Annotated in this window: 17 protein-coding genes; 11 read left to right on the top strand and 6 right to left on the bottom strand. The window is 50.4% G+C overall.

What is annotated here, in order from left to right:
- The first annotated feature begins 56 nt into the window (after positions 1-56).
- On the top strand, positions 57-1397 hold the full coding sequence (locus tag FDW97_RS20915) for an L-cystine transporter (protein WP_069324184.1): 1341 nt from the start codon (positions 57-59) through the stop codon (positions 1395-1397).
- A gap of 54 nt (positions 1398-1451) precedes the next feature.
- Here FDW97_RS20915 and FDW97_RS20910 read toward each other — a convergent pair whose 3' ends face one another.
- Positions 1452-2480 (bottom strand): HoxN/HupN/NixA family nickel/cobalt transporter, encoded by a 1029-nt coding sequence (locus tag FDW97_RS20910; RefSeq protein WP_137351567.1) that lies wholly within the window; start codon positions 2478-2480, stop codon positions 1452-1454.
- 343 nt (positions 2481-2823) lie between these two features.
- On the opposite strand from FDW97_RS20910, the gene FDW97_RS20905 reads away from it, so the two are divergent.
- The gene (locus tag FDW97_RS20905; protein ID WP_121529024.1) at positions 2824-3615 is read left to right on the top strand and encodes an MBL fold metallo-hydrolase; all 792 of its coding nucleotides are present in this window, start codon (positions 2824-2826) and stop codon (positions 3613-3615) included.
- Positions 3616-3640: 25 nt separating this feature from the next.
- Here the strand turns inward: FDW97_RS20905 and FDW97_RS20900 are convergent, their stop codons facing one another.
- On the bottom strand, positions 3641-3985 hold the full coding sequence (locus tag FDW97_RS20900) for a DUF1294 domain-containing protein (protein ID WP_085049349.1): 345 nt from the start codon (positions 3983-3985) through the stop codon (positions 3641-3643).
- Between the two features lie 65 nt (positions 3986-4050).
- On the opposite strand from FDW97_RS20900, the gene rstB reads away from it, so the two are divergent.
- Together rstB and tus are read left to right on the top strand one after the other, a co-directional pair.
- Entirely contained in the window at positions 4051-5352 is a 1302-nt protein-coding gene (gene rstB, locus FDW97_RS20895; RefSeq protein WP_137347245.1) for a two-component system sensor histidine kinase RstB, read from the top strand.
- 74 nt (positions 5353-5426) lie between these two features.
- Complete coding sequence (gene tus / locus FDW97_RS20890; protein ID WP_038640452.1) at positions 5427-6356, top strand: DNA replication terminus site-binding protein; 930 nt, start codon at positions 5427-5429, stop codon at positions 6354-6356.
- Here tus and fumC read toward each other — a convergent pair.
- Together fumC and fumB are read right to left on the bottom strand one after the other, a co-directional pair.
- Positions 6353-7756: a class II fumarate hydratase gene (fumC, locus tag FDW97_RS20885; protein WP_085049350.1), complete on the bottom strand. Its 1404-nt coding sequence runs from the start codon at positions 7754-7756 to the stop codon at positions 6353-6355. The two genes, tus and fumC, sit on opposite strands and share 4 nt — an antisense overlap.
- Before the next feature lie 140 nt (positions 7757-7896).
- Entirely contained in the window at positions 7897-9543 is a 1647-nt protein-coding gene (gene fumB, locus FDW97_RS20880) for a class I fumarate hydratase (RefSeq protein ID WP_137351566.1), read from the bottom strand.
- A gap of 262 nt (positions 9544-9805) precedes the next feature.
- On the opposite strand from fumB, the gene manA reads away from it, so the two are divergent.
- On the top strand, positions 9806-10981 hold the full coding sequence (gene manA / locus FDW97_RS20875) for a mannose-6-phosphate isomerase (protein ID WP_087856361.1): 1176 nt from the start codon (positions 9806-9808) through the stop codon (positions 10979-10981).
- Positions 10982-11087: 106 nt separating this feature from the next.
- On the top strand, positions 11088-12596 hold the full coding sequence (locus tag FDW97_RS20870) for a YdgA family protein (protein ID WP_121530007.1): 1509 nt from the start codon (positions 11088-11090) through the stop codon (positions 12594-12596).
- A 45-nt stretch (positions 12597-12641) separates the two neighbouring features.
- Here the strand turns inward: FDW97_RS20870 and FDW97_RS20865 are convergent, their stop codons facing one another.
- Positions 12642-13670 carry a Mal regulon transcriptional regulator MalI gene (locus tag FDW97_RS20865; protein WP_038640443.1) on the bottom strand — a complete coding sequence of 343 codons (1029 nt, stop codon included), beginning with the start codon at positions 13668-13670 and terminating at the stop codon, positions 12642-12644.
- Between the two features lie 169 nt (positions 13671-13839).
- Between FDW97_RS20865 and malX the strand changes: the two genes are divergently transcribed.
- Positions 13840-15432, top strand: a complete 1593-nt coding sequence (malX, locus tag FDW97_RS20860) for a maltose/glucose-specific PTS transporter subunit IIBC (RefSeq protein WP_038640441.1) — start codon at positions 13840-13842, stop codon at positions 15430-15432.
- Positions 15433-15442: 10 nt separating this feature from the next.
- A complete protein-coding gene (locus FDW97_RS20855; RefSeq protein ID WP_137351565.1) occupies positions 15443-16615 on the top strand; it encodes a MalY/PatB family protein in 1173 nt (390 codons plus the stop codon).
- A 68-nt stretch (positions 16616-16683) separates the two neighbouring features.
- Here FDW97_RS20855 and FDW97_RS20850 read toward each other — a convergent pair whose 3' ends face one another.
- Entirely contained in the window at positions 16684-17883 is a 1200-nt protein-coding gene (locus FDW97_RS20850; RefSeq protein ID WP_137351587.1) for a zinc-dependent alcohol dehydrogenase, read from the bottom strand.
- A 485-nt stretch (positions 17884-18368) separates the two neighbouring features.
- On the opposite strand from FDW97_RS20850, the gene FDW97_RS20845 reads away from it, so the two are divergent.
- The 3 genes from FDW97_RS20845 to FDW97_RS20835 all read left to right on the top strand — a co-directional run bounded on the left by FDW97_RS20845 (position 18369) and on the right by FDW97_RS20835 (position 19675).
- Entirely contained in the window at positions 18369-18554 is a 186-nt protein-coding gene (locus FDW97_RS20845) for a general stress protein (RefSeq protein WP_006684659.1), read from the top strand.
- A gap of 92 nt (positions 18555-18646) precedes the next feature.
- A complete protein-coding gene (locus tag FDW97_RS20840) occupies positions 18647-19144 on the top strand; it encodes a ferritin-like domain-containing protein (RefSeq protein WP_137351564.1) in 498 nt (165 codons plus the stop codon).
- Between the two features lie 24 nt (positions 19145-19168).
- The gene (locus FDW97_RS20835) at positions 19169-19675 is read left to right on the top strand and encodes a ferritin-like domain-containing protein (RefSeq protein ID WP_038640433.1); all 507 of its coding nucleotides are present in this window, start codon (positions 19169-19171) and stop codon (positions 19673-19675) included.
- Positions 19676-19678: the final 3 nt, after the last annotated feature.

Below are 19678 nucleotides of genomic sequence, written 5' to 3'. Positions count from 1 at the left end.
CAATAACAAAACTCTTTCCGGCATTTCAGGTGCTGAATGAGGCAAGAGGCTACAATATGTTCGTTACGCTCGCGTATATCGCGTTCTTTTTGGTTTGTTCATGGGCAATTTTCAGAATCAACCAAAAAAGTCACTCTCTTTCAAAAAGTGTCTTCATCGCTATTTTTCTTGGTGCCGTTATCGGCTTATCCCTGCATCTCATTGCTGCCGACGACAGTAAAACAGTGATCGGTTGGTATAACGTTATCGGCAATGGCTATGTGAATTTACTAAAGCTGGTTGCGGTTCCGCTGATTTTCATCTCTATTCTCTCAGCCATTAATAAGCTCGAAAATAGTGCAGGCATTGGGAAAATGTCGTTAACCATCGTCGGATGCATGCTCTGCCTGGTAATGATTGCCGGGTTTATTGGGCTACTGACTGCGCATGTATTAGGTCTGGACGCCAGCGCATTTGTTCATATGCAGTCCACGCTGACGGCGGATGATGTGAGTAAAACTGCCGCCATTTCACTACCAAAACTGATGACCTCCCTGATCCCCACGAACATTTTCCTCGATCTAACCGGGGCCAGAAGTGTTTCCGTCATAGGCATTGTTATCTTCACGCTACTTGCCGGCGTGGCATTATTAAAGGTCAAACAAGACGCCCCGCAAGAAGGTGAAAAATTAAGTGCCGGCATTAACGCCATCCAGATTTGGGTGATGAAGATGGTACGTATCGTTATTGCCCTCACCCCTTATGGCGTGATGGCATTAATGGCAGGCGTATTTTCCGCGTATCGACTTGAACAATTTGCCAGTCTGTTAGGCTTTATTGCAGCCTGTTACCTTGCCATTCTGATGATGTTTATCGTCCACGCGCTAATACTGGTGCTGAGTGGCAATAATCCGGTTCACTATTTTAAAACCGTCTGGCCAGTATTAACCTTTGCCTTTGTGTCACGCAGCAGTGCGGCATCTATTCCACTGGCTATTACCGCGCAGGAAAAGTTTGGCGTGCAAAACACCATTGCCAATATTGCGGCCTCATTCGGCTCCAGCATGGGTCAAAACGGCTGCGCCGGGATCTATCCGGCTATTATGGTGGCGATGATTGCGCCAACTATTGGCATTGATCCGCTATCGGTGCATTTTTTGCTCGCCATGCTACCTGCGATTGCGCTGGGTTCCATCGGAGTGGCGGGCGTTGGTGGCGGCGGAACATTTGCTGCGCTGATCGTCCTTTCAACGCTGAACTTCCCTGTCGCGCTGGTGGGGATTTTCATTGCTATCGAGCCTGTCGTTGATATGGCCAGAACGGCACTCAACGTGAATGGTTCGATGATGTCAGGCGTACTGGCTAACAGGCTCCTGAAAAAAAGAGCAGAAGAACCGCAACGCGTGAACGCGAATTAATCAGCCTTCCAGTAAGAACTAAGCCTTCCTGTAAACGGAAGGCTTTCTTTTGTGTCAACTGAATGTCAGTCCGTCGTATTTTTTCCAACGGTAATTCACGGCAGAAATAATCCAGCAGCAGATAAAAACGCCAATAATCACAAAGCCGACATTGCCCATATGCTCACTCAAATTGCTGACGGTATCCCATAATCCTCCCTGGAGTGAAAATGCGTCAGAGAGAAGTCCCAACGCCTCCAGTCCACCGATAAATAGCGCAACAATCACCGAGGTTCCGGTGATGGTCATATTGTAATAAAGCTTGCGCTGCGGCTTATTAAACGCCCATCCATAGGCCTCAACCATCAGGATGCTGTCAAGGCAATCAATCAGCGCCATCCCGCAGGTAAACAGCGCCGGGAAAACTAATATTGACCAGACCGACATGCCACTGGACGCGCTTGAAGCGGAAATACCCAGCAGAGAAATTTCAGTGGCGGTATCAAAACCCAGACCAAACAGAAAACCGACAAAATACATATGCCAGTCTTTACCTACCAGGCGGAAAGCTGAGCGAAAAATCCAGTTCAAAGGACCTGAAACCGTAATATTTTCCGTGTTACCAGCGTAAGTACCGGTGCGTTTAAGATGGCGAAAAGCCTTCCAGACATGGCAGAAGATAATGAGATTGATAGTGGCCAGAATCAGCAGAAATGCGGCAGAGACCGCGGTACCGATAAGACCGCCGACATTCTGAAACCAGGTCATATGCTGCTTAAAAACGCTGGTGGTCAGCGCAATGCCAATGCTTGCCAGCACAACAATGGTGGAGTGACCAAGGGAAAACCAGGCTCCCGTCGTCAGGGCGCGTTTTTTCTGCTGCATCAGTTTGCGCGTCGCGCTATCTATAGCAGCAATATGGTCGGCATCCACGGCATGGCGCAAACCATAGCACCACGCGATTAGACTCAGCGCCAGTAACGACGTGTTGTTGCTAAACGCGGTGAAAGCCCACAGCCACGCAACAATGTTTGCCCCGATGAGTAAAACCATCAACGAAATAATGTTTGGGCGTTTTTTTAATATTGAAAACAATGCGTTCATTGTTTCCAGCCTGTCAAATTTGCGCTAAACAACACACTACACCGCCGTTCACTGATTGATTAATAAAACGTTTACCAGGCTAATGATAACTCTTAAGAATTACCAACCCAGTGTCATAGATCAAAGTTGATTACCACTGATGCGAGTTCCGCCATCGCTCACTCCGCTACGCACAGGGGTAGATAGTCGCGTTGTCCCCCTCTTACAAAAACCGGCTTTAACTCCGAAATCAAGAATCAGGTATTGAAGCATTCCGCAGAAGATTATGGGCCAGAGCACTAATGGGCACATTCTTATGTCTCCGTGTGCCATGCTGATTGTGGTTGTTAAATGAGGAAACGCGATGATTGTTTTATGCAAAGCCTGCGGGACATCCTATGAGAAAACGGATTCTCATCCACAACATTGCGCTATCTGTAATGATGAACGCCAGTATGTCCCCGCGACAGGGCAGAAATGGATCGATTTTTCCGCCCTTTGTGCTTCACATACAAATAAGTGGCAACAACACAACGGCGATCTTCTCAGCATCCGCACCGTTCCTGATTTTGCGATTAATCAGCGGGCATTTATTCTACGTACTCCCGAGGGCAATATTCTGTGGGACTGTATTGCTACGCTCGATGATGCCACGAAAATGCTAATAGCGTCTCTGGGCGGGCTTAAGGCTATTGCGATATCACACCCTCACTACTACACAACGATGCAGGACTGGGCTGCAGAATTTAACGCCCCGATTTACCTCCATGCCAGTGATAGCGAGTGGGTGATGCGCAACAGCCCGTGGATTAGATTTTGGCAAGGCGACACCCTTGAACTCGCCCAGGACGTCAGTGTGATACGACTGGGGGGACACTTTTCCGGCGGCTGTGTTTTGCACTGGGCACGAAATGAAGGCCTGGTGCTTTCCGGCGACATCGTTCAGGTCACACCAGGGACGCATGCCGTCTCCTTTATGTGGAGTTACCCCAATATGCTGCCGCTGCCAGCCGCAACGGTCAGCGACATCACTCACCGCCTGAGTACGGTAAAATTTAAACAACTCTACGGCGCATTTGAGGGAAAAGATATTAAGGACAATGCCGATGAAATCGTACGCCGTTCAGGCGAAAAGTATATCTCCTGCCTTAGATAATCGGGCCGTTTACTCTCTCCCTCACTCAGGAAGATGAAAATGGATAGAACTGATAAACCGCCCCCATCAGCGAGAGACTGACTATCACGCTAATAACAAAATAGGTTTTGAATGGCTGCTTTTGTGTTTTATGGCGGAAAATTTGTTGACCCGCTATCGCGCCCCCCCACCCGCCAACAACACCAAACATCAGCAAAGTAGACTCAGGCACCCTGCGCCAGGCCTTACGAGCGGCCATTTTGTCGAGGCCATATAGCGCCATCGTCAGTATATTGGCAACTATTAGCCACATAACCACAGGTTGTGCGGTGAAAATACAGCCTATTGCTGCGAAAATGAGTAGCAAATAACAACAACGATTGAAATTCATATTTTTATATCACAACAATTTTGAGAGTATCAGTACGCATTATATTGCGTATTCGGTGATTTTATATGAAGAAGCTGTTTGTACAGTTTTATCTCCTGCTGTTTGTCTGCTTTCTGGTGATGACCCTGCTGGTCGGCCTGGTATACAAATTCACCGCAGAACGCGCGGGCAGACAGTCGCTCGACGATTTAATGAAAAGCTCGTTGTACCTGATGCGCAGTGAACTGCGCGAGATCCCACCACGTGACTGGGGTAAGACGCTAAAGGAGATGGATTTGAACCTCTCTTTTGATCTGCGCGTTGAACCGCTGAATAAATACACGCTGGATGCCCCAACCATGCAGCGCCTGCGCGAAGGCGATATTGTCGCGCTTGACGATCAGTACACTTTTATTCAACGAATCCCGCGCAGCCATTACGTGCTGGCCGTCGGCCCGGTACCCTATCTCTATTTTCTGCATCAAATGCGCTTGCTGGACATCGCGCTGATGGCGTTCATTGCCATTTCGCTGGCCTTCCCGGTGTTTATCTGGATGCGCCCCCACTGGCAGGAAATGCTCCGACTGGAAGCCGCAGCACAACGTTTTGGTGAGGGGCATCTGGGCGAACGCCTCCATTTTGATAACGGTTCCAGTTTTGAGCGTCTTGGTGTGGCGTTTAACCAGATGGCGGATAATATCAATGCGCTGATCGCCAGTAAAAAACAGCTTATTGATGGTATTGCCCATGAGCTTCGGACTCCACTGGTACGCTTACGTTACCGACTGGAGATGAGTGAGAACCTCACCGAGCAAGAATCTCAGGCACTGAATCGTGATATCGGCCAGTTGGAAGCGTTGATCGAAGAGTTACTGACCTACGCCCGGTTGGATCGCCCACAAAATGAATTGAAGCTCAGCGTACCCGACCTGCCCCTTTGGCTGACAACCCATCTTGAGGATGTGCAAAGCGTCAATCCTGACCATGAGGTGCGGCTACGCCATCTTCAGAGTGGCGACTACGGTGCATTGGATATGCGCCTGATGGAGCGTGTGCTGGATAATCTGCTGAATAACGCCCTGCGCTATTGCCAGTCGACGGTACAAGCCAGTCTGCAGCTGGACGGCAACCAGGCGACACTGATCGTGGAAGACGACGGTCCGGGTATCGCACCTGCGGCGCGTGAACAAGTTTTTGAGCCATTTGTACGCCTCGATCCCAGTCGTGACCGGGCGACCGGTGGTTGCGGACTTGGGTTAGCCATCGTCCATTCGATCGCATTGGCTATGGGCGGTACGGTCGTCTGCGATGAAAGTGAACTGGGCGGGGCTCGTTTTTCTTTCAGTTGGCCTGTCTGGCATAACATTCCTGAATTTCCCACTGCCTGACCCATGCCGCTCGGTGGTCAGGCGGCAAATGTTGTGCTATAAAAAAGTATGTTGTAACTAAAAGGGTAAAACACATGGCCCGTTACGATCTCGTTGACCGTCTGAACAGCACCTTCCGCCAGATGGAACAGGAGCTGGCGCTGCTGAGCGAAAATTTGTTGCAGCAGACGCTGCTGATTGCGCGCGTGTTCTCGTTACCAGAAGTCGTCAAGGAGGCAGAACATGCCCCTTTGCAGAGCATCGATGTAAAACAACATTTAGGCAAAGAGGCTGAATCGCTGGCACTGCGTCACTATCGCCATCTGTTTATTCAGCAGCAATCCGAGAACCGCAGCAGCAAAGCGGCCGTCCGTCTTCCTGGCGTGTTGTGCTATCAGGTGGATAACGCGGCGCAGCGCGCTCTGGAAGAACAAATTCAGCGTATTAACCAGTTGAAAACGACGTTTGAGCGCATTGTCACTGTGGAATCGGGACTGGCGCCGGCGGCACGTTTCGAATGGGTGCATCGCCACCTGCCAGGACTGATTACGTTGAATGCCTATCGTACCCTCACGCTGGTGAAAGAACCCGCCACCCTGCGCTTTGGCTGGGCTAACAAACACATCATTAAAAACCTGAAGCGCGATGAAGTCCTGCAGCAACTGGAAAAGAGTCTGACGTCGCCGCGCAGCGTACACCCATGGACGCGTGAAGAGTGGCAGGCGAAGCTGGAGCGGGAATATCAGGACATCGCAGCCCTGCCACAGCAGGCAAAACTGAAGATTAAAAGACCGGTGAAAGTGCAGCCCATCGCCCGCGTCTGGTACAAAGGAGAGCAAAAACAGGTGCAATACGCCTGCCCAACGCCGCTGATTGCGCTAATCAACAACAACAACGGTATGACCGTACCCGATATCGGCGAGTTACTGAATTACGATGCCGACAACGTTCAGCATCGTTTTAAACCTCAGGCGCAGCCGTTGAGATTGATTATTCCCCGACTGCACCTGTACGTTGCTGATTAACTGCCCGGTCGCATGCTGCCAACCATCAGTTCCGGTCGTACCCAACTGTCGAACTCCGCTTCGGTTAAATATCCCAGCGCCAGGGCAGATGCTTTTAACGTCAGCCCTTCCTTGTGCGCTTTTTTGGCTATCTCAGCGGCTTTGTCGTAACCGATATGGGTATTGAGTGCGGTAACCAGCATCAGCGACTCGTTGAGTAACTGGTCGATTCGCTCACGATTGGGTTCAATACCCGTCGCGCAGTGCTCGTTAAAGCTTTCCATCCCGTCCGCCAGCAAACGCACTGATTGCAGAAAGTTGTGGATGACCATCGGTCGATAAACGTTAAGCTCAAAGTTACCTGACGCCCCGCCCATATTAATGGCAACATCATTGCCCATCACCTGGCAACAAAGCATGGTCAGCGCCTCACACTGAGTCGGATTGACCTTACCCGGCATAATGGAGCTACCCGGTTCGTTTTCAGGAATTGAAATTTCACCAATACCACAGCGCGGACCGGATGCCAGCCAACGCACATCGTTGGCGATTTTCATCAGTGATACCGCCAGCCCCTTGAGCGCTCCGTGGGCGTGAACCAACGCATCGCAGGTCGCCAGTGCTTCAAATTTATTCGGTGCAGTAACAAACGGCGCGCAGGTAATGACCTTCAACTCATCCGCGACCCGACGCGCATATTCAGGATGGGTGTTCAGTCCGGTTCCCACCGCCGTTCCCCCCAACGCCAGTTCCGCCACATGGGGTAAACTGTTTTCAATGTGTCTGAGGTTATGTTCGAGCATCGCCACCCAGCCGGAAATTTCCTGCCCAAGCGTAAGCGGGGTAGCATCTTGCAGATGCGTCCGGCCAATTTTGACGATATCGGCAAACGCGTGGGATTTATCACTGAGCGTTTTGGTCAACACCGTTAATTGCGGGATCAGTGATTTGCGCAGCGCCAGCAGCGCGGCAACATGCATCGCTGTCGGAAAGACATCATTCGAGCTTTGGCTTTTATTAACATCATCGTTGGGGTGAACTTTTCGCTCCATTCCCCGCACGCCGCCCAGCAATTCGCTGGCACGGTTTGCCAGCACCTCATTCATATTCATATTGCTTTGCGTGCCGGACCCCGTCTGCCAAATGGCCAACGGAAACTCATCCCGATGTTTGTCCGCCAATACTTCATCTGCGGCCTGCATAATCGCGGTGGCTTTATCTTCCGCCAGCAGCCCGAGATCTAAATTAACCTTGGCAGCCGCCCGTTTCGTCAGCGCCAGCGCATGGATCAGCAAGACCGGCATTTTCTCCGTAGAGATACGAAAATGCTCCAGCGAACGTTGGGTTTGCGCCCCCCAAAGCTTATCGGCAGGAACATCAATTGCGCCCATTGAATCATTCTCGCGGCGTACCGTTACCATTACCTGCTCCTTACATTAAGAATTGATTAGGTTATGTTTCGACATTGCCCACTTGCATTGGTCTTATCAGTATTAACGAGGATTAAACTGTCGTTTGGTGGTTCGTGCGGAAAAAAAACCGCCCCTAAGGGCGGCTGACGTTACTTAACGCAGCGTGCGCACTGCGACGTCTGAATTTGCTTGAAGAAATCATTACCTTTGTCATCCACCAGGATAAACGCCGGGAAATCTTCCACTTCAATTTTCCAGATGGCTTCCATCCCCAGTTCAGGATATTCCACGCATTCCAGACTCTTGATACTGCCCTGGGCAAGCACCGCTGCGGGGCCGCCAATGCTACCTAAGTAGAAGCCGCCGTGCTTATGGCAGGCATCGGTCACCTGCTGGCTGCGGTTGCCTTTCGCCAGCATGATCATACTGCCGCCCGCGGCCTGAAGCTGGTCGACATATGAGTCCATACGTCCGGCTGTAGTTGGGCCAAGTGAACCAGAGGCATAGCCTTCCGGCGTTTTTGCCGGACCGGCGTAATAGATCGGGTGATCTTTAACATATTGCGGCAAACTTTCACCGTTATCCAGACGTTCTTTCAGTTTCGCATGCGCAATATCACGTCCAACAATAATGGTTCCGTTGAGCGACAGACGCGTGGACACCGGGTACTGCGACAACTGGGCCAGGATCTCTTTCATCGGCCGATTGAGGTCAACGCGCACCGCTTCGCCTTCGCCCGCCTGGCGCAGCTCTTCTGGGATATATTTACCAGGATTATGCTCCAGTTTTTCGATCCAAATGCCTTCACGGTTGATCTTAGCTTTGATATTTCGATCGGCGGAGCAAGAAACCCCCATACCAACCGGACACGACGCGCCGTGACGCGGCAGACGGATCACGCGAATATCATGAGCGAAGTACTTCCCACCAAACTGCGCGCCCAGCCCCAAATTCTGCGCTTCTATCAACAGTTCTTTTTCCAGCTCCACATCGCGGAATGCCTGACCATGCTCGTTACCTTCGGTCGGCAGTTCGTCGTAGTATTTCGCCGAAGCCAACTTGACGGTTTTCAGCGTCGCTTCCGCCGACGTTCCACCAATAACAAACGCGATATGATACGGCGGACAAGCCGCTGTTCCCAGCGTACGCATCTTCTCGACCAGGTAATTTTTTAATTTGCCCGGCGTGAGCAGCGCTTTGGTTTCCTGGTACAGATAGGTTTTGTTTGCCGAACCACCGCCTTTAGCAATACACAAGAATTTGTATTCATCGCCGTCAACGGTATACAGATCGATCTGCGCCGGCAGGTTAGTGCCAGTGTTCACTTCTGTATACATATCCAGCGCGGCGTTTTGCGAATAGCGCAGGTTGTCTTCGATGTAGGTGTTATAGACCCCTCGTGCCAGTGCCGCTTCATCTCCGCCGCCGGTCCAGACACGCTGACCTTTTTTACCCACGATTATCGCTGTGCCGGTATCCTGACAGGTCGGCAAAATACCTTTCGCCGCGATGTCGGAGTTACGCAGGAATTGCAGGGCCACATATTTGTCGTTTTCGCTGGCCTCAGGGTCACGCAGGATATCAGCAACCTGCTGCTGATGTGCAGGACGCAGCATAAACGACGCATCATGAAAAGCCTGACGAGCCAGCAGGGTTAGCGCTTGCGGCGCGACTTTAATAACCTCCTGCCCTTCGAATTCGACAACGGAGACATAGTCGCTGGTCAGCAGATAGTATTCGGTATCATCCTTTTTAAGCGGGAAAGGATGCTGATAATGAAAGGGTTTGTTTGACATTGTGCTCTCACTTACTGCTAGGTCTGGTTATTCTCTGGGCAGATGTTCCATTGCCCTGCTGCCCTGCCATAAGTCGGGTTGGAGAAAGCAAGGCTTTCTGCAACCGGAAATACTCAGGGTATTAAAAGCGAGTCACCATATCCTACACAATTTTTTAACAAAAACTGAGACAAGTACGACTTTTTACATGCGCAGGTTACTTCCCTCAGGGTTTCTTGGTTTAATAGCCAGAGAAAATTCCACATTCAAACAGGGCTTGAGAATGCAAAAACTCATCAACTCAGTGCAGAACTACGCCTGGGGAAGTAAAACTGCGTTAACGGAACTTTATGGGATTGCCAACCCAACTCAGCAACCGATGGCTGAACTTTGGATGGGGGCGCACCCAAAAAGCAGTTCGCAGGTTCAGAGCGCTGATGGTCAGACGGTTGCTTTGCGCGACGTTATTGAACGCGATAAATCCGCGCTATTAGGTGATGCCGTTGCCAAACGCTTTGGTGAACTGCCCTTCCTGTTTAAAGTGCTCTGCGCCGCGCAACCCCTTTCGATTCAGGTTCATCCTAACAAGCACAATTCTGAAATCGGGTTTGCCAAAGAAAACGCCGCCGGGATCCCAATGGATGCCGCCGAGCGCAACTACAAAGATCCTAACCACAAACCAGAACTGGTTTTTGCTTTGACGCCTTTCCTGGCAATGAACGCATTTCGTGAGTTCTCCGAAATTGTTGCCTTGTTACAACCCGTTTCCGCCGCGCATCCGGCTATTGCGCATTTCCTGCAGGAGCCGAGTGCAGAGCGTCTGAGCTATCTATTCGCCAGTTTGCTGAATATGCAGGATGAGGAGAAATCCCATGCTCTGGCGATCCTGAAATCGGCGCTAAACAGCCAGCAGGGTGAACCCTGGCAAACCATCCGCCTGATCGCCGACTTCTACCCTAACGACAGCGGACTCTTTTCCCCACTGCTGCTCAACGTGGTTAAACTCAATCCCGGCGAGGCCATGTTCTTGTTTGCTGAAACCCCGCACGCCTACCTGCAGGGTGTGGCGCTGGAGGTGATGGCGAACTCAGATAACGTGCTGCGCGCCGGACTGACGCCAAAATATATTGATATCCCGGAACTGGTCGCCAACGTTAAATTTGTCGCTAAACCTGCAAACCAGTTGCTGACCACACCGGTTAAGACGGATGGCGAACTGGACTTCCCCATTCCGGTCGACGATTTCGCGTTTTCTCTACATGAGTTAACGGCCACTGGCGCAGAGATCGGCCAGCAAAGCGCCGCAATTCTGTTCTGCATTGAGGGTGAAGCCGTGTTGAGCAAAGGTGAGCAGCGTCTGGTACTGCAGCCGGGTGAGTCGGCCTTTATTAGTGCGAATGAATCGCCGGTCAACGTCAGCGGCAAGGGCCGTTTAGCTCGGGTTTATAACAAGCTGTAGCAAGATACTGATATTTTTAACAACTCTTGCTAAGCTGTAGTGAGTTAAAGACAAGTCACTCCTCCAGGCGTCTTCAAACGCCTGGTTTTATTTTATGGATATCAAAATGAAAAAATCGCTGGTAGCTGCGGGTGTAGTGGTTGCACTGGGTATCGTCTGGACGGGCGGCGCCTGGTACACAGGTAAAAAACTCGAAACGCATCTCGCCGAGATGGTGACACAGGCAAACAATCAGTTGAAACGCTACTCCCCTGAGGCGGGAATTGAACTGAGTTATCAAAACTATCAGCGCGGCGTGTTCAATAGCCAACTGCAACTGGTGGTTAAACCCATCACCGGGCAGCAAGATTCCTGGCTGAAGCCGGGGCAAAGCATCGTCCTTAATGAAACGGTTGATCACGGCCCTTTCCCACTGGCACAGCTGAAGTCGCTGAATCTGGTTCCCGCTATGGCCTCGGTGAAAACAACGTTGGTGAATAACGACGTCACCAAACCACTGTTCGACATTGCCAAAGGTGAAACGCCATTCATCATTAACTCCCGTATCGGTTACAGCGGCGATACCCGCTCCGATCTCTCCCTCAAACCGCTGAACTACGAGAATGGCGATGAAAAAGTGGCCTTCAGCGGCGGGGAATTCCAGTTTACGGCTGACAAAGACGGTAATGCGGTTTCGCTGACTGGCGATGCGCAAAGTGGTCTGGTTAATGCGGTCAATGAGTACAACCAGAAGGTACAAATTACCTTCAATAACCTGAAAACTGAAGGTTCCAGCAGTATCGCCAGCTTTGGTGAGCGTATTGGCGACCAGAAGTTGTCACTCGAAAAACTGTCAATTTCAGTCGAGGGTAAAGAGTTGGCGGTTCTGGAAGGCATGGGTATCGATGGTAAATCCGATCTGATCAACGAGGGTAAAACCGTTAACAGCCAGCTGGATTACACTCTGAACAGCCTTAAACTGCAGGGCCAGGATATGGGTAGCGGCAAACTGACGCTGAAAGTGGGTCAGATTGATGGTGAAGCCCTGCACCAGTTCAGTCAGCAGTATAGCGCCCAGACCAAGGCGTTGATGTCACAGGTAGATGTGGTGCAAAACCCGGAGCTATATCAGCAGAAAGTCACCGAAGCCTTCTTTAATGCCCTGCCGATTCTGATGAAAGGCGAACCGGTTATCACCATTGCGCCACTGAGCTGGAAAAATGCGAAAGGTGAAACCGCCTTTAATCTGTCTCTACTGCTGAAAGATCCGACCGCTAACACCGTGGAGCCGCAAACGCTGGCCCAGGAAGTGGATCGCTCCGTCAAATCACTGGACGCTAAGCTGACGATCCCTGTCGACATGGCGACTGAATTCATGACGCAGATTGCCAAACTGGAAGGATATCAGCAGGAAGAAGCGGCGGGTCTGGCGAAGCAGCAGGTTAATGGCCTCGCGGCGATGGGTCAGATGTTCCGTATTACGACGCTGCAGGACAACGTTATCGGTTCCAGCCTGCAATATGCGAACGGTCAGGTAACACTGAACGGACAGAAAATGTCGCTGGATGAGTTTGTTGGCATGTTCGGTATGCCTACCTTTGCTGAGCCGGACGCGCCTGCTGCCCCGCAACAGTAAATATCCCTTACGACAGGCCCGATAACTTTGCTTATCGGGCTTTTTTTATTTCGCGACGACCAGTCGGGCGGCAAGCGTCAGATTGCGCGAATGGCTTTCATCGTGGCCAATGCGTTGTAGCATGCGTTCCGCAAGGGTGTATCCCATTTCACGGGCAGGCGTGCAGGCCCAAATAATGGGAATATCATCCAGCGCGCTTTCCGCCACATCGGCAAATCCGGCCAAGGATATTTGCTGTTCAAAGTAGCGATCTACGCCTGTTTCACCACTCTGTCGCCCTGCTCTCATCAGGCCAAACCAGGCGCCTACGGCAATGGTTTCGTTGTAGCACACCACCGCACTGATTGTGGGATTCCGGCGTAACAGCGCCGTCACCTCTTCCGCGGCCTGCTTTTGGCTGGATGAACACTCCAGCACCCAGTCGCTATGAAATGGCAAACCATACTTCAACAATGTCGCACAATAGCCGCCGACGCGCTCTGCCCGGGTTAATGAAGAGCTTTGCCCGCCCAGCCAGGCAATGCGCTGATGCCCATGACGTATCAGTTGTTCAACCAGAAGTTGCGCGGCCTGCATGTTATCAGGTCTGACGGTGTCAACGTCATCCATATAGCTGGCGCGTGACGCAAACACCACCGGGATCCCTTTCTCAGCGGCCAGTTGCTGTAGCGCGTCACTGCTGCCTGCGGCCCCGGCGATCACCACGCCATCAACCCCTTGATTAAGTAACAGGGTGAAGCGCTGTGTCAGCTGTTCGCCGTCTTTACCGCCATGCAGTAAGAAGACCATGCGCCCCTGGGCTTCTAATGCTTCCGTCAGCCCCGCCGTTAGCTCGGCGTAAAACGGCGTAGAAAGATCGCGCACGATCAACCCCACTACCCCGCTCTGCCCACCGCGCAGGGCTGATGCTTGTCGATTACGCACAAACCCCAGTTGCTCAATGGCAGCATTTACCCGTTCACCGGTTGCTGATGAAATACGTCCTTTGCCACTGAGTACCAATGAGACGGTACTGACCGAAACACCCGCAGCCAGCGCAACATCATGGATCGTTATTTTTTTGGCTATAGCCATAAAAACAGAAAACTCCCTGATAACGTGACGGATAAAACGTTTTATCAATCACTTATATTTATACCCCCTATTATCGTTCGATAATGTGATTTATACCGCACTATAATTAGGTAAAACGTTTTATCTTCTCGCCATCATTAGCCAGCCTGATTTAACAAGGAGTCGTTTAATGACGACGAGAACCACACCAAAAATAACGTTATGGGAATTTTTCCAGCAGTTGGGCAAAACTTTTATGTTGCCCGTGGCTCTGCTCTCATTTTGCGGGATCATGTTAGGGATCGGCAGTTCGTTAAGCAGCCACGATGTCTTAACGTTAATCCCGGCGTTAGGAAATCCGGTGCTACAGGCCATCTTTACCTGGATGAGCAAGGTTGGCTCATTTGCGTTTAGCTTCCTACCGGTGATGTTCTGTATTGCCATTCCTCTTGGCCTGGCGCGCGAGAACAAAGGTGTGGCGGCGTTTGCTGGTTTTGTCGGTTACGCGGTAATGAACCTTGCCGTCAACTTCTGGTTAACCGCAAAAGGTATCTTACCCACCACTGATGCGGCGATCCTGAAAGCCAACAACGTGCAAAATATTCTGGGGATCCAGTCGATCGACACCGGGATCCTCGGCGCCGTCATCGCCGGGATCATCGTCTGGATGCTGCATGAACGCTTCCATAACATTCGTCTGCCGGATGCTCTCGCCTTCTTCGGCGGCACTCGCTTCGTTCCCATCATCTCCTCGGTAGTGATGGGCCTGGTCGGTCTGGTCATTCCCCTGATTTGGCCGGTTTTCGCCATGGGCATTACCGGACTCGGTCACATCATCAACAGTGCAGGTGAATTTGGTCCTATGCTGTTTGGCACCGGCGAACGTCTGTTGCTGCCTTTTGGCCTGCATCATATTCTGGTGGCATTGATTCGCTTTACCGAAGCCGGCGGCACGCAGGAAGTCTGTGGTCATAGCGTGAGCGGCGCACTGACTATTTTCCAGGCTCAATTGAGCTGCCCGACAACCCAAGGCTTCTCTGAAAGCGCAACCCGCTTCCTGTCCCAGGGTAAAATGCCAGCGTTCCTCGGCGGGTTACCGGGTGCAGCGTTAGCGATGTATCACTGCGCACGTCCAGAGAATCGTCATAAAATTAAAGGGTTATTAATTTCCGGTCTGATTGCCTGTGTCATTGGTGGTACGACCGAACCTCTTGAGTTCTTGTTCCTGTTCGTGGCCCCGGTTCTGTATGTGATCCACGCTTTGCTTACCGGCCTCGGCTTCACCGTGATGGCGGTGCTTGGCGTTACCATCGGTAATACTGACGGTAACCTGATCGACTTCGTGGTGTTCGGCATCCTGCATGGATTGTCTACCAAGTGGTATCTGGTCCCTGTCGTCGCAGCTATCTGGTTCGCGGTGTATTACGTTATCTTCCGCTTCGCCATCACGCGCTTCAATCTGAAGACACCGGGTCGCGAAGTCGAAATGGCCAGCACTATCGAAAAAGTGATGGCTGGAGCGCCAGGTAAATCGGGATACAACGTGCCAGCTATTCTGGCGGCGTTGGGCGGCGCGGAAAACATTGTTAGCCTGGATAACTGCATTACTCGTTTGCGCTTGTCAGTAAAAGATATGTCGCTTGTTAACGTACAAGCTCTGAAGGACAATCGTGCCATTGGCGTAGTACAACTCAATCAGCATAACCTCCAGGTTGTTATTGGTCCGCAGGTCCAGTCAGTGAAAGACGAAATCGCGGTTCTGATGAATACCGTACAGGCTTAAGGACAACACTATGTTTGATTTTTCAAAGGTTGTGGACAGACACGGCACCTGGTGTACCCAATGGGATTACGTCGCCGACCGTTTTGGCTCAGCCGATCTGCTACCGTTCACCATCTCTGACATGGATTTTGCCACTGCCCCCTGCATTCTTGAGGCGCTTACCCAGCGCCTGTCCCATGGCGTATTGGGTTATAGCCGTTGGAAAAATGATGAATTTTTGGCGGCCATTCAGCACTGGTTTCTTACGCGTCACAATACCAAAATCGATCCTCAGTCGCTGGTATATGGTCCCTCGGTCATCTATATGGTGTCAGAGCTGATTCGCCAGTGGTCTTCCGCGGGTGATGCGGTAGTTATCCACACTCCGGCTTACGACGCGTTTTACAAAGCTATCGAGGGTAATCAGCGCGTGGTGCGCGCTGTCGAACTGGAAAAACACACTGACGGTTGGTACTGCGACATGGCCGCGCTGGAGAGTGCCCTGTCTCGTCCAGAGAGCAAAATTCTTCTGCTCTGTAGCCCACAAAATCCGACGGGTAAAGTGTGGACGCGTGATGAGCTGGAAACCATGGCGGAACTGTGTCAGCGCCATGGTGTAAAAGTTATTTCCGATGAGATCCATATGGATATGGTATGGGGAGATCACCCACATATTCCCTGGAGTAACGTCGCACGTGACAGCTGGGCGCTGCTCACTTCCGGTTCAAAAAGTTTTAATATTCCGGCACTGACCGGGGCTTACGGGATGATTGAAGACGCTCAAAGTCGTAACGATTATCTCAGCGCATTAAAAGGTCGCGATGGTCTTTCCTCGCCGGCGGTACTGGCGCTGACCGCTCATATTGCCGCCTATCAACAGGGCGCAAGCTGGCTTGATGCGCTGCGGGATTACCTTGCCAGCAACCTGCATTACGTCTCACGCGAGCTTAATGCCGCATTCCCCGAACTGAGCTGGCAGGTTCCGCAATCTACCTATCTGGCGTGGATTGACCTGCGTCCGCTCAACATTGATGATCGCGAATTGCAGGAAGCGCTTATCCACCAGCAGAAAGTCGCCATCATGCCAGGATACACCTACGGCAAAGAAGGACGCGGTTTTGTGCGCCTGAATGCCGGATGCCCGCGCTCAAAACTTGAAAAAGGCGTTCAGGGATTGATTAACGCCATCCGTACAATTCGTTAAGCAGGTTTGCGCAATGAAAACCTCATTGCGCGCCTTATCAGCCTGACGCCTCCTCCATTAAGCCAGCGTCAATCATTCACCGTGGATAATCCCGCTTTCATTCCCGGTACCAGAATAACTTTTCGACACCCATCTTCCCGTTTCTCAAAAATTTCATATCCTCTTGCGGCATCTTCCAGCGGCATATGGTGCGTCACAATCTCTTCCGGGGTAAGCAATCCCTTCTCTATCAAATTAAGCAGATCAGGTAAGTAAGCATGCACATGTGTCTGCCCCATTTTGAACGTCAATCCCTTATCAAAAGCATCACCAAACATGAATCCGTGGATAAAACCGGCGTAAACGCCAGGGACGCTGACAATTCCTCCCCGGCGCACTGCCGCAATGCATTGCCTGAGCGCTTTTCCGCTACTGCCTTCAATTTTTAATGTGCTGAGTACAGTTTCAGTGAGGCTCCCTTTTGCCTCAAAACCGACGGCATCAATCACCGCATCCACGCCACGATGACCTGCCGTGTTATCAATAATCCATTTTGCGGGATCCTCGTTTTTATCAAAGTTAATGGGAATCGCACCATAGCGTTGTCGTGCAAATTCAAGGCGGTAATCGTTATGATCAATGATAAATATCTGTTCGGCACCGTTGAGACGAGCACAGGCAGCTGTTAATAACCCTACCGGTCCAGCGCCAAAGATAGCAACGCTGGAGCCTGGCTTAATGTCGGCATTCTTCACAGCCTGCCATGCCGTCGGTAAAATATCAGACAGAAAAAGAACCTTTTCATCTGCCAACGTATCCGGCACTTTGAATGGACCTGTGTTCGCTTTTGGCACCCGAACATATTCGGCCTGACCGCCAGGAATACCGCCGTACAGATCGCTGTAGCCAAACAGTGCCGCCGGTGGCGTGATATTCTTGCGGTTCAGCGCTGCGCCGTTGCCACTGTTAGTGCTTTCACACGCGGCATACTGATGAAGTTGACAGAAAAAACATTCGCCACAGGCAATGACAAAGGGTACCACCACGCGATCACCTTTTCTTACAGCCGTCACTTGCGATCCCGTTTCAACCACTTCGCCCATAAACTCATGACCAAATATATCGCCATGATGAATTCCAGGGATCTTACCGCGATAAAGATGCAGGTCCGAACCGCATATAGCTGTCGCAGTAACACGCAGAATGATATCATCCGGCTCTTCTATGCCGGGATCTGGCATATTATCAACGCTAACATGATGAGGGCCATGATAAGTCAGTGCTTTCATCATTTTTCTCCTTTAAGTCATCATCTTAAAAGTAAAAAATTATCGTATTTGGCTGGTTCCTTCATTATTTAAGTTAACCATGTTTTCGCTCCGTATTGTTTTTGCCCAAAAGAGTAGTAAGCGTAGAACAAAATGAATACCATGACATTTAATAATGTCATTTTAAGACTGAGCGGAACGCTTCGGTTTTATTGCGATCTATTTATAATTTAAGAAAATTTACAAGAATAATCCTGATCAGGCAATTATGCCTTTATTCCTTCTAAATCTCAGACGGTTACAGCAATTTATTAATTAAACGTCAACCATAATAAGCGAAGCGGTATTTACCGCAATCCATTGAAAATTATCAATACGGACTGATTCGCCTATCAACATTAAATTTGACTTAATACAAATAGCCGCTAACTTTAAGCCTTGAACAACGACGGATACGAAATTATTTTTTTGTATCTGACTGACATAACCGATATATGAGGTGATATATGGCAGAGCATCGTGGTGGTTCCGGTAACTTCGCAGAAGACCGAGAAAAAGCATCAGAAGCGGGCCGTAAAGGCGGTCAACATAGCGGTGGTAACTTCAAAAACGATCCGCAACGCGCATCTGAAGCTGGCAAAAAAGGTGGACAAAGCAGCCACGGTGGTGGCCGTAAGTCTGACAACTCCTGATAGTTAGCGTTATTTTCATCTTTTAATGAAAAGAGTGTCCTGCGGGTCTGTATGAGGCTCGCAGTTATTTTTAACCTCTACAGGATATTAATATGCATATGAAAAGCATTGAAGACGTATTTATTCACCTACTTTCAGATACCTATAGCGCCGAAAAACAATTAACGCGCGGACTGGCTAAACTCGCCAGAGCCGCATCAAGTGAAAAGCTCAGCAAAGCCTTTAATGCCCACCTGGAAGAAACTCAGGGGCAAATTGAACGTATTGACCAAATCGTTGAGCAAGAGGCGGGAATTAAGATTAAACGCATGAAATGTGTGGCGATGGAAGGCTTAATTGAAGAGGCTAATGAGGTTATTGAAAGCACCGAGAAAAATGAAGTACGCGATGCGGCATTAATCGCAGCCGCACAGAAAGTGGAACATTATGAAATTGCCAGCTACGGCACACTGGCAACCCTGGCAGAACAACTTGGATATAAAAAAGCCGTAAAACTCCTCGCAGAAACGCTTGAAGAAGAGAAACAAACCGATCTGAAATTAACCGATCTTGCGGTTGGTAACATTAATAAAGACGCTGAAAAACGATAACCATACTGACACGAGGAAATTACGATGAATCACTTAGAACATTACCATGACTGGCTACGCGATGCACACGCGATGGAAAAGCAAGCGGAGTCAATGCTGGAATCGATGGCGAGTCGTATCGATAATTATCCTGATTTGCGTGCCAGAATTGAGCAACATATTAATGAAACAAAACGGCAAATTACTCTGCTGGAAGAGATCCTCGATCGAAACGATATCTCGCGCTCTGTATTAAAAGACTCAATGAGTAAAATGGCGGCTTTTGGCCAGTCGATTGGCGGCATGTTTCCTTCTGACGAAATTGTAAAAGGCGCAATTAGCGGCTATGTATTCGAGCAATTTGAAATAGCCTGCTACACATCGCTTTTGGCCGCCGCTAAAAAGGTCGGTGATACCGCCTCTATCCCCGCTATCGAAACGATTCTGGCAGAGGAACGTGAGATGGCCGACTGGCTGATTAAACATATTCCGCAAACGACAGAACAATTTCTCTTACGGTCTGACGCTGACGGCGTTGTAGCCAAAAAATAATCT

This window comes from Citrobacter sp. wls708 (genome assembly GCF_005281255.1).
In the GTDB taxonomy this organism is placed as follows: Bacteria; Pseudomonadota; Gammaproteobacteria; order Enterobacterales; family Enterobacteriaceae; genus Citrobacter; species Citrobacter werkmanii.
The sequence above is the reverse complement of the archived record's forward strand: the minus strand, read 5'-3'. Positions and strand labels throughout refer to the sequence as shown.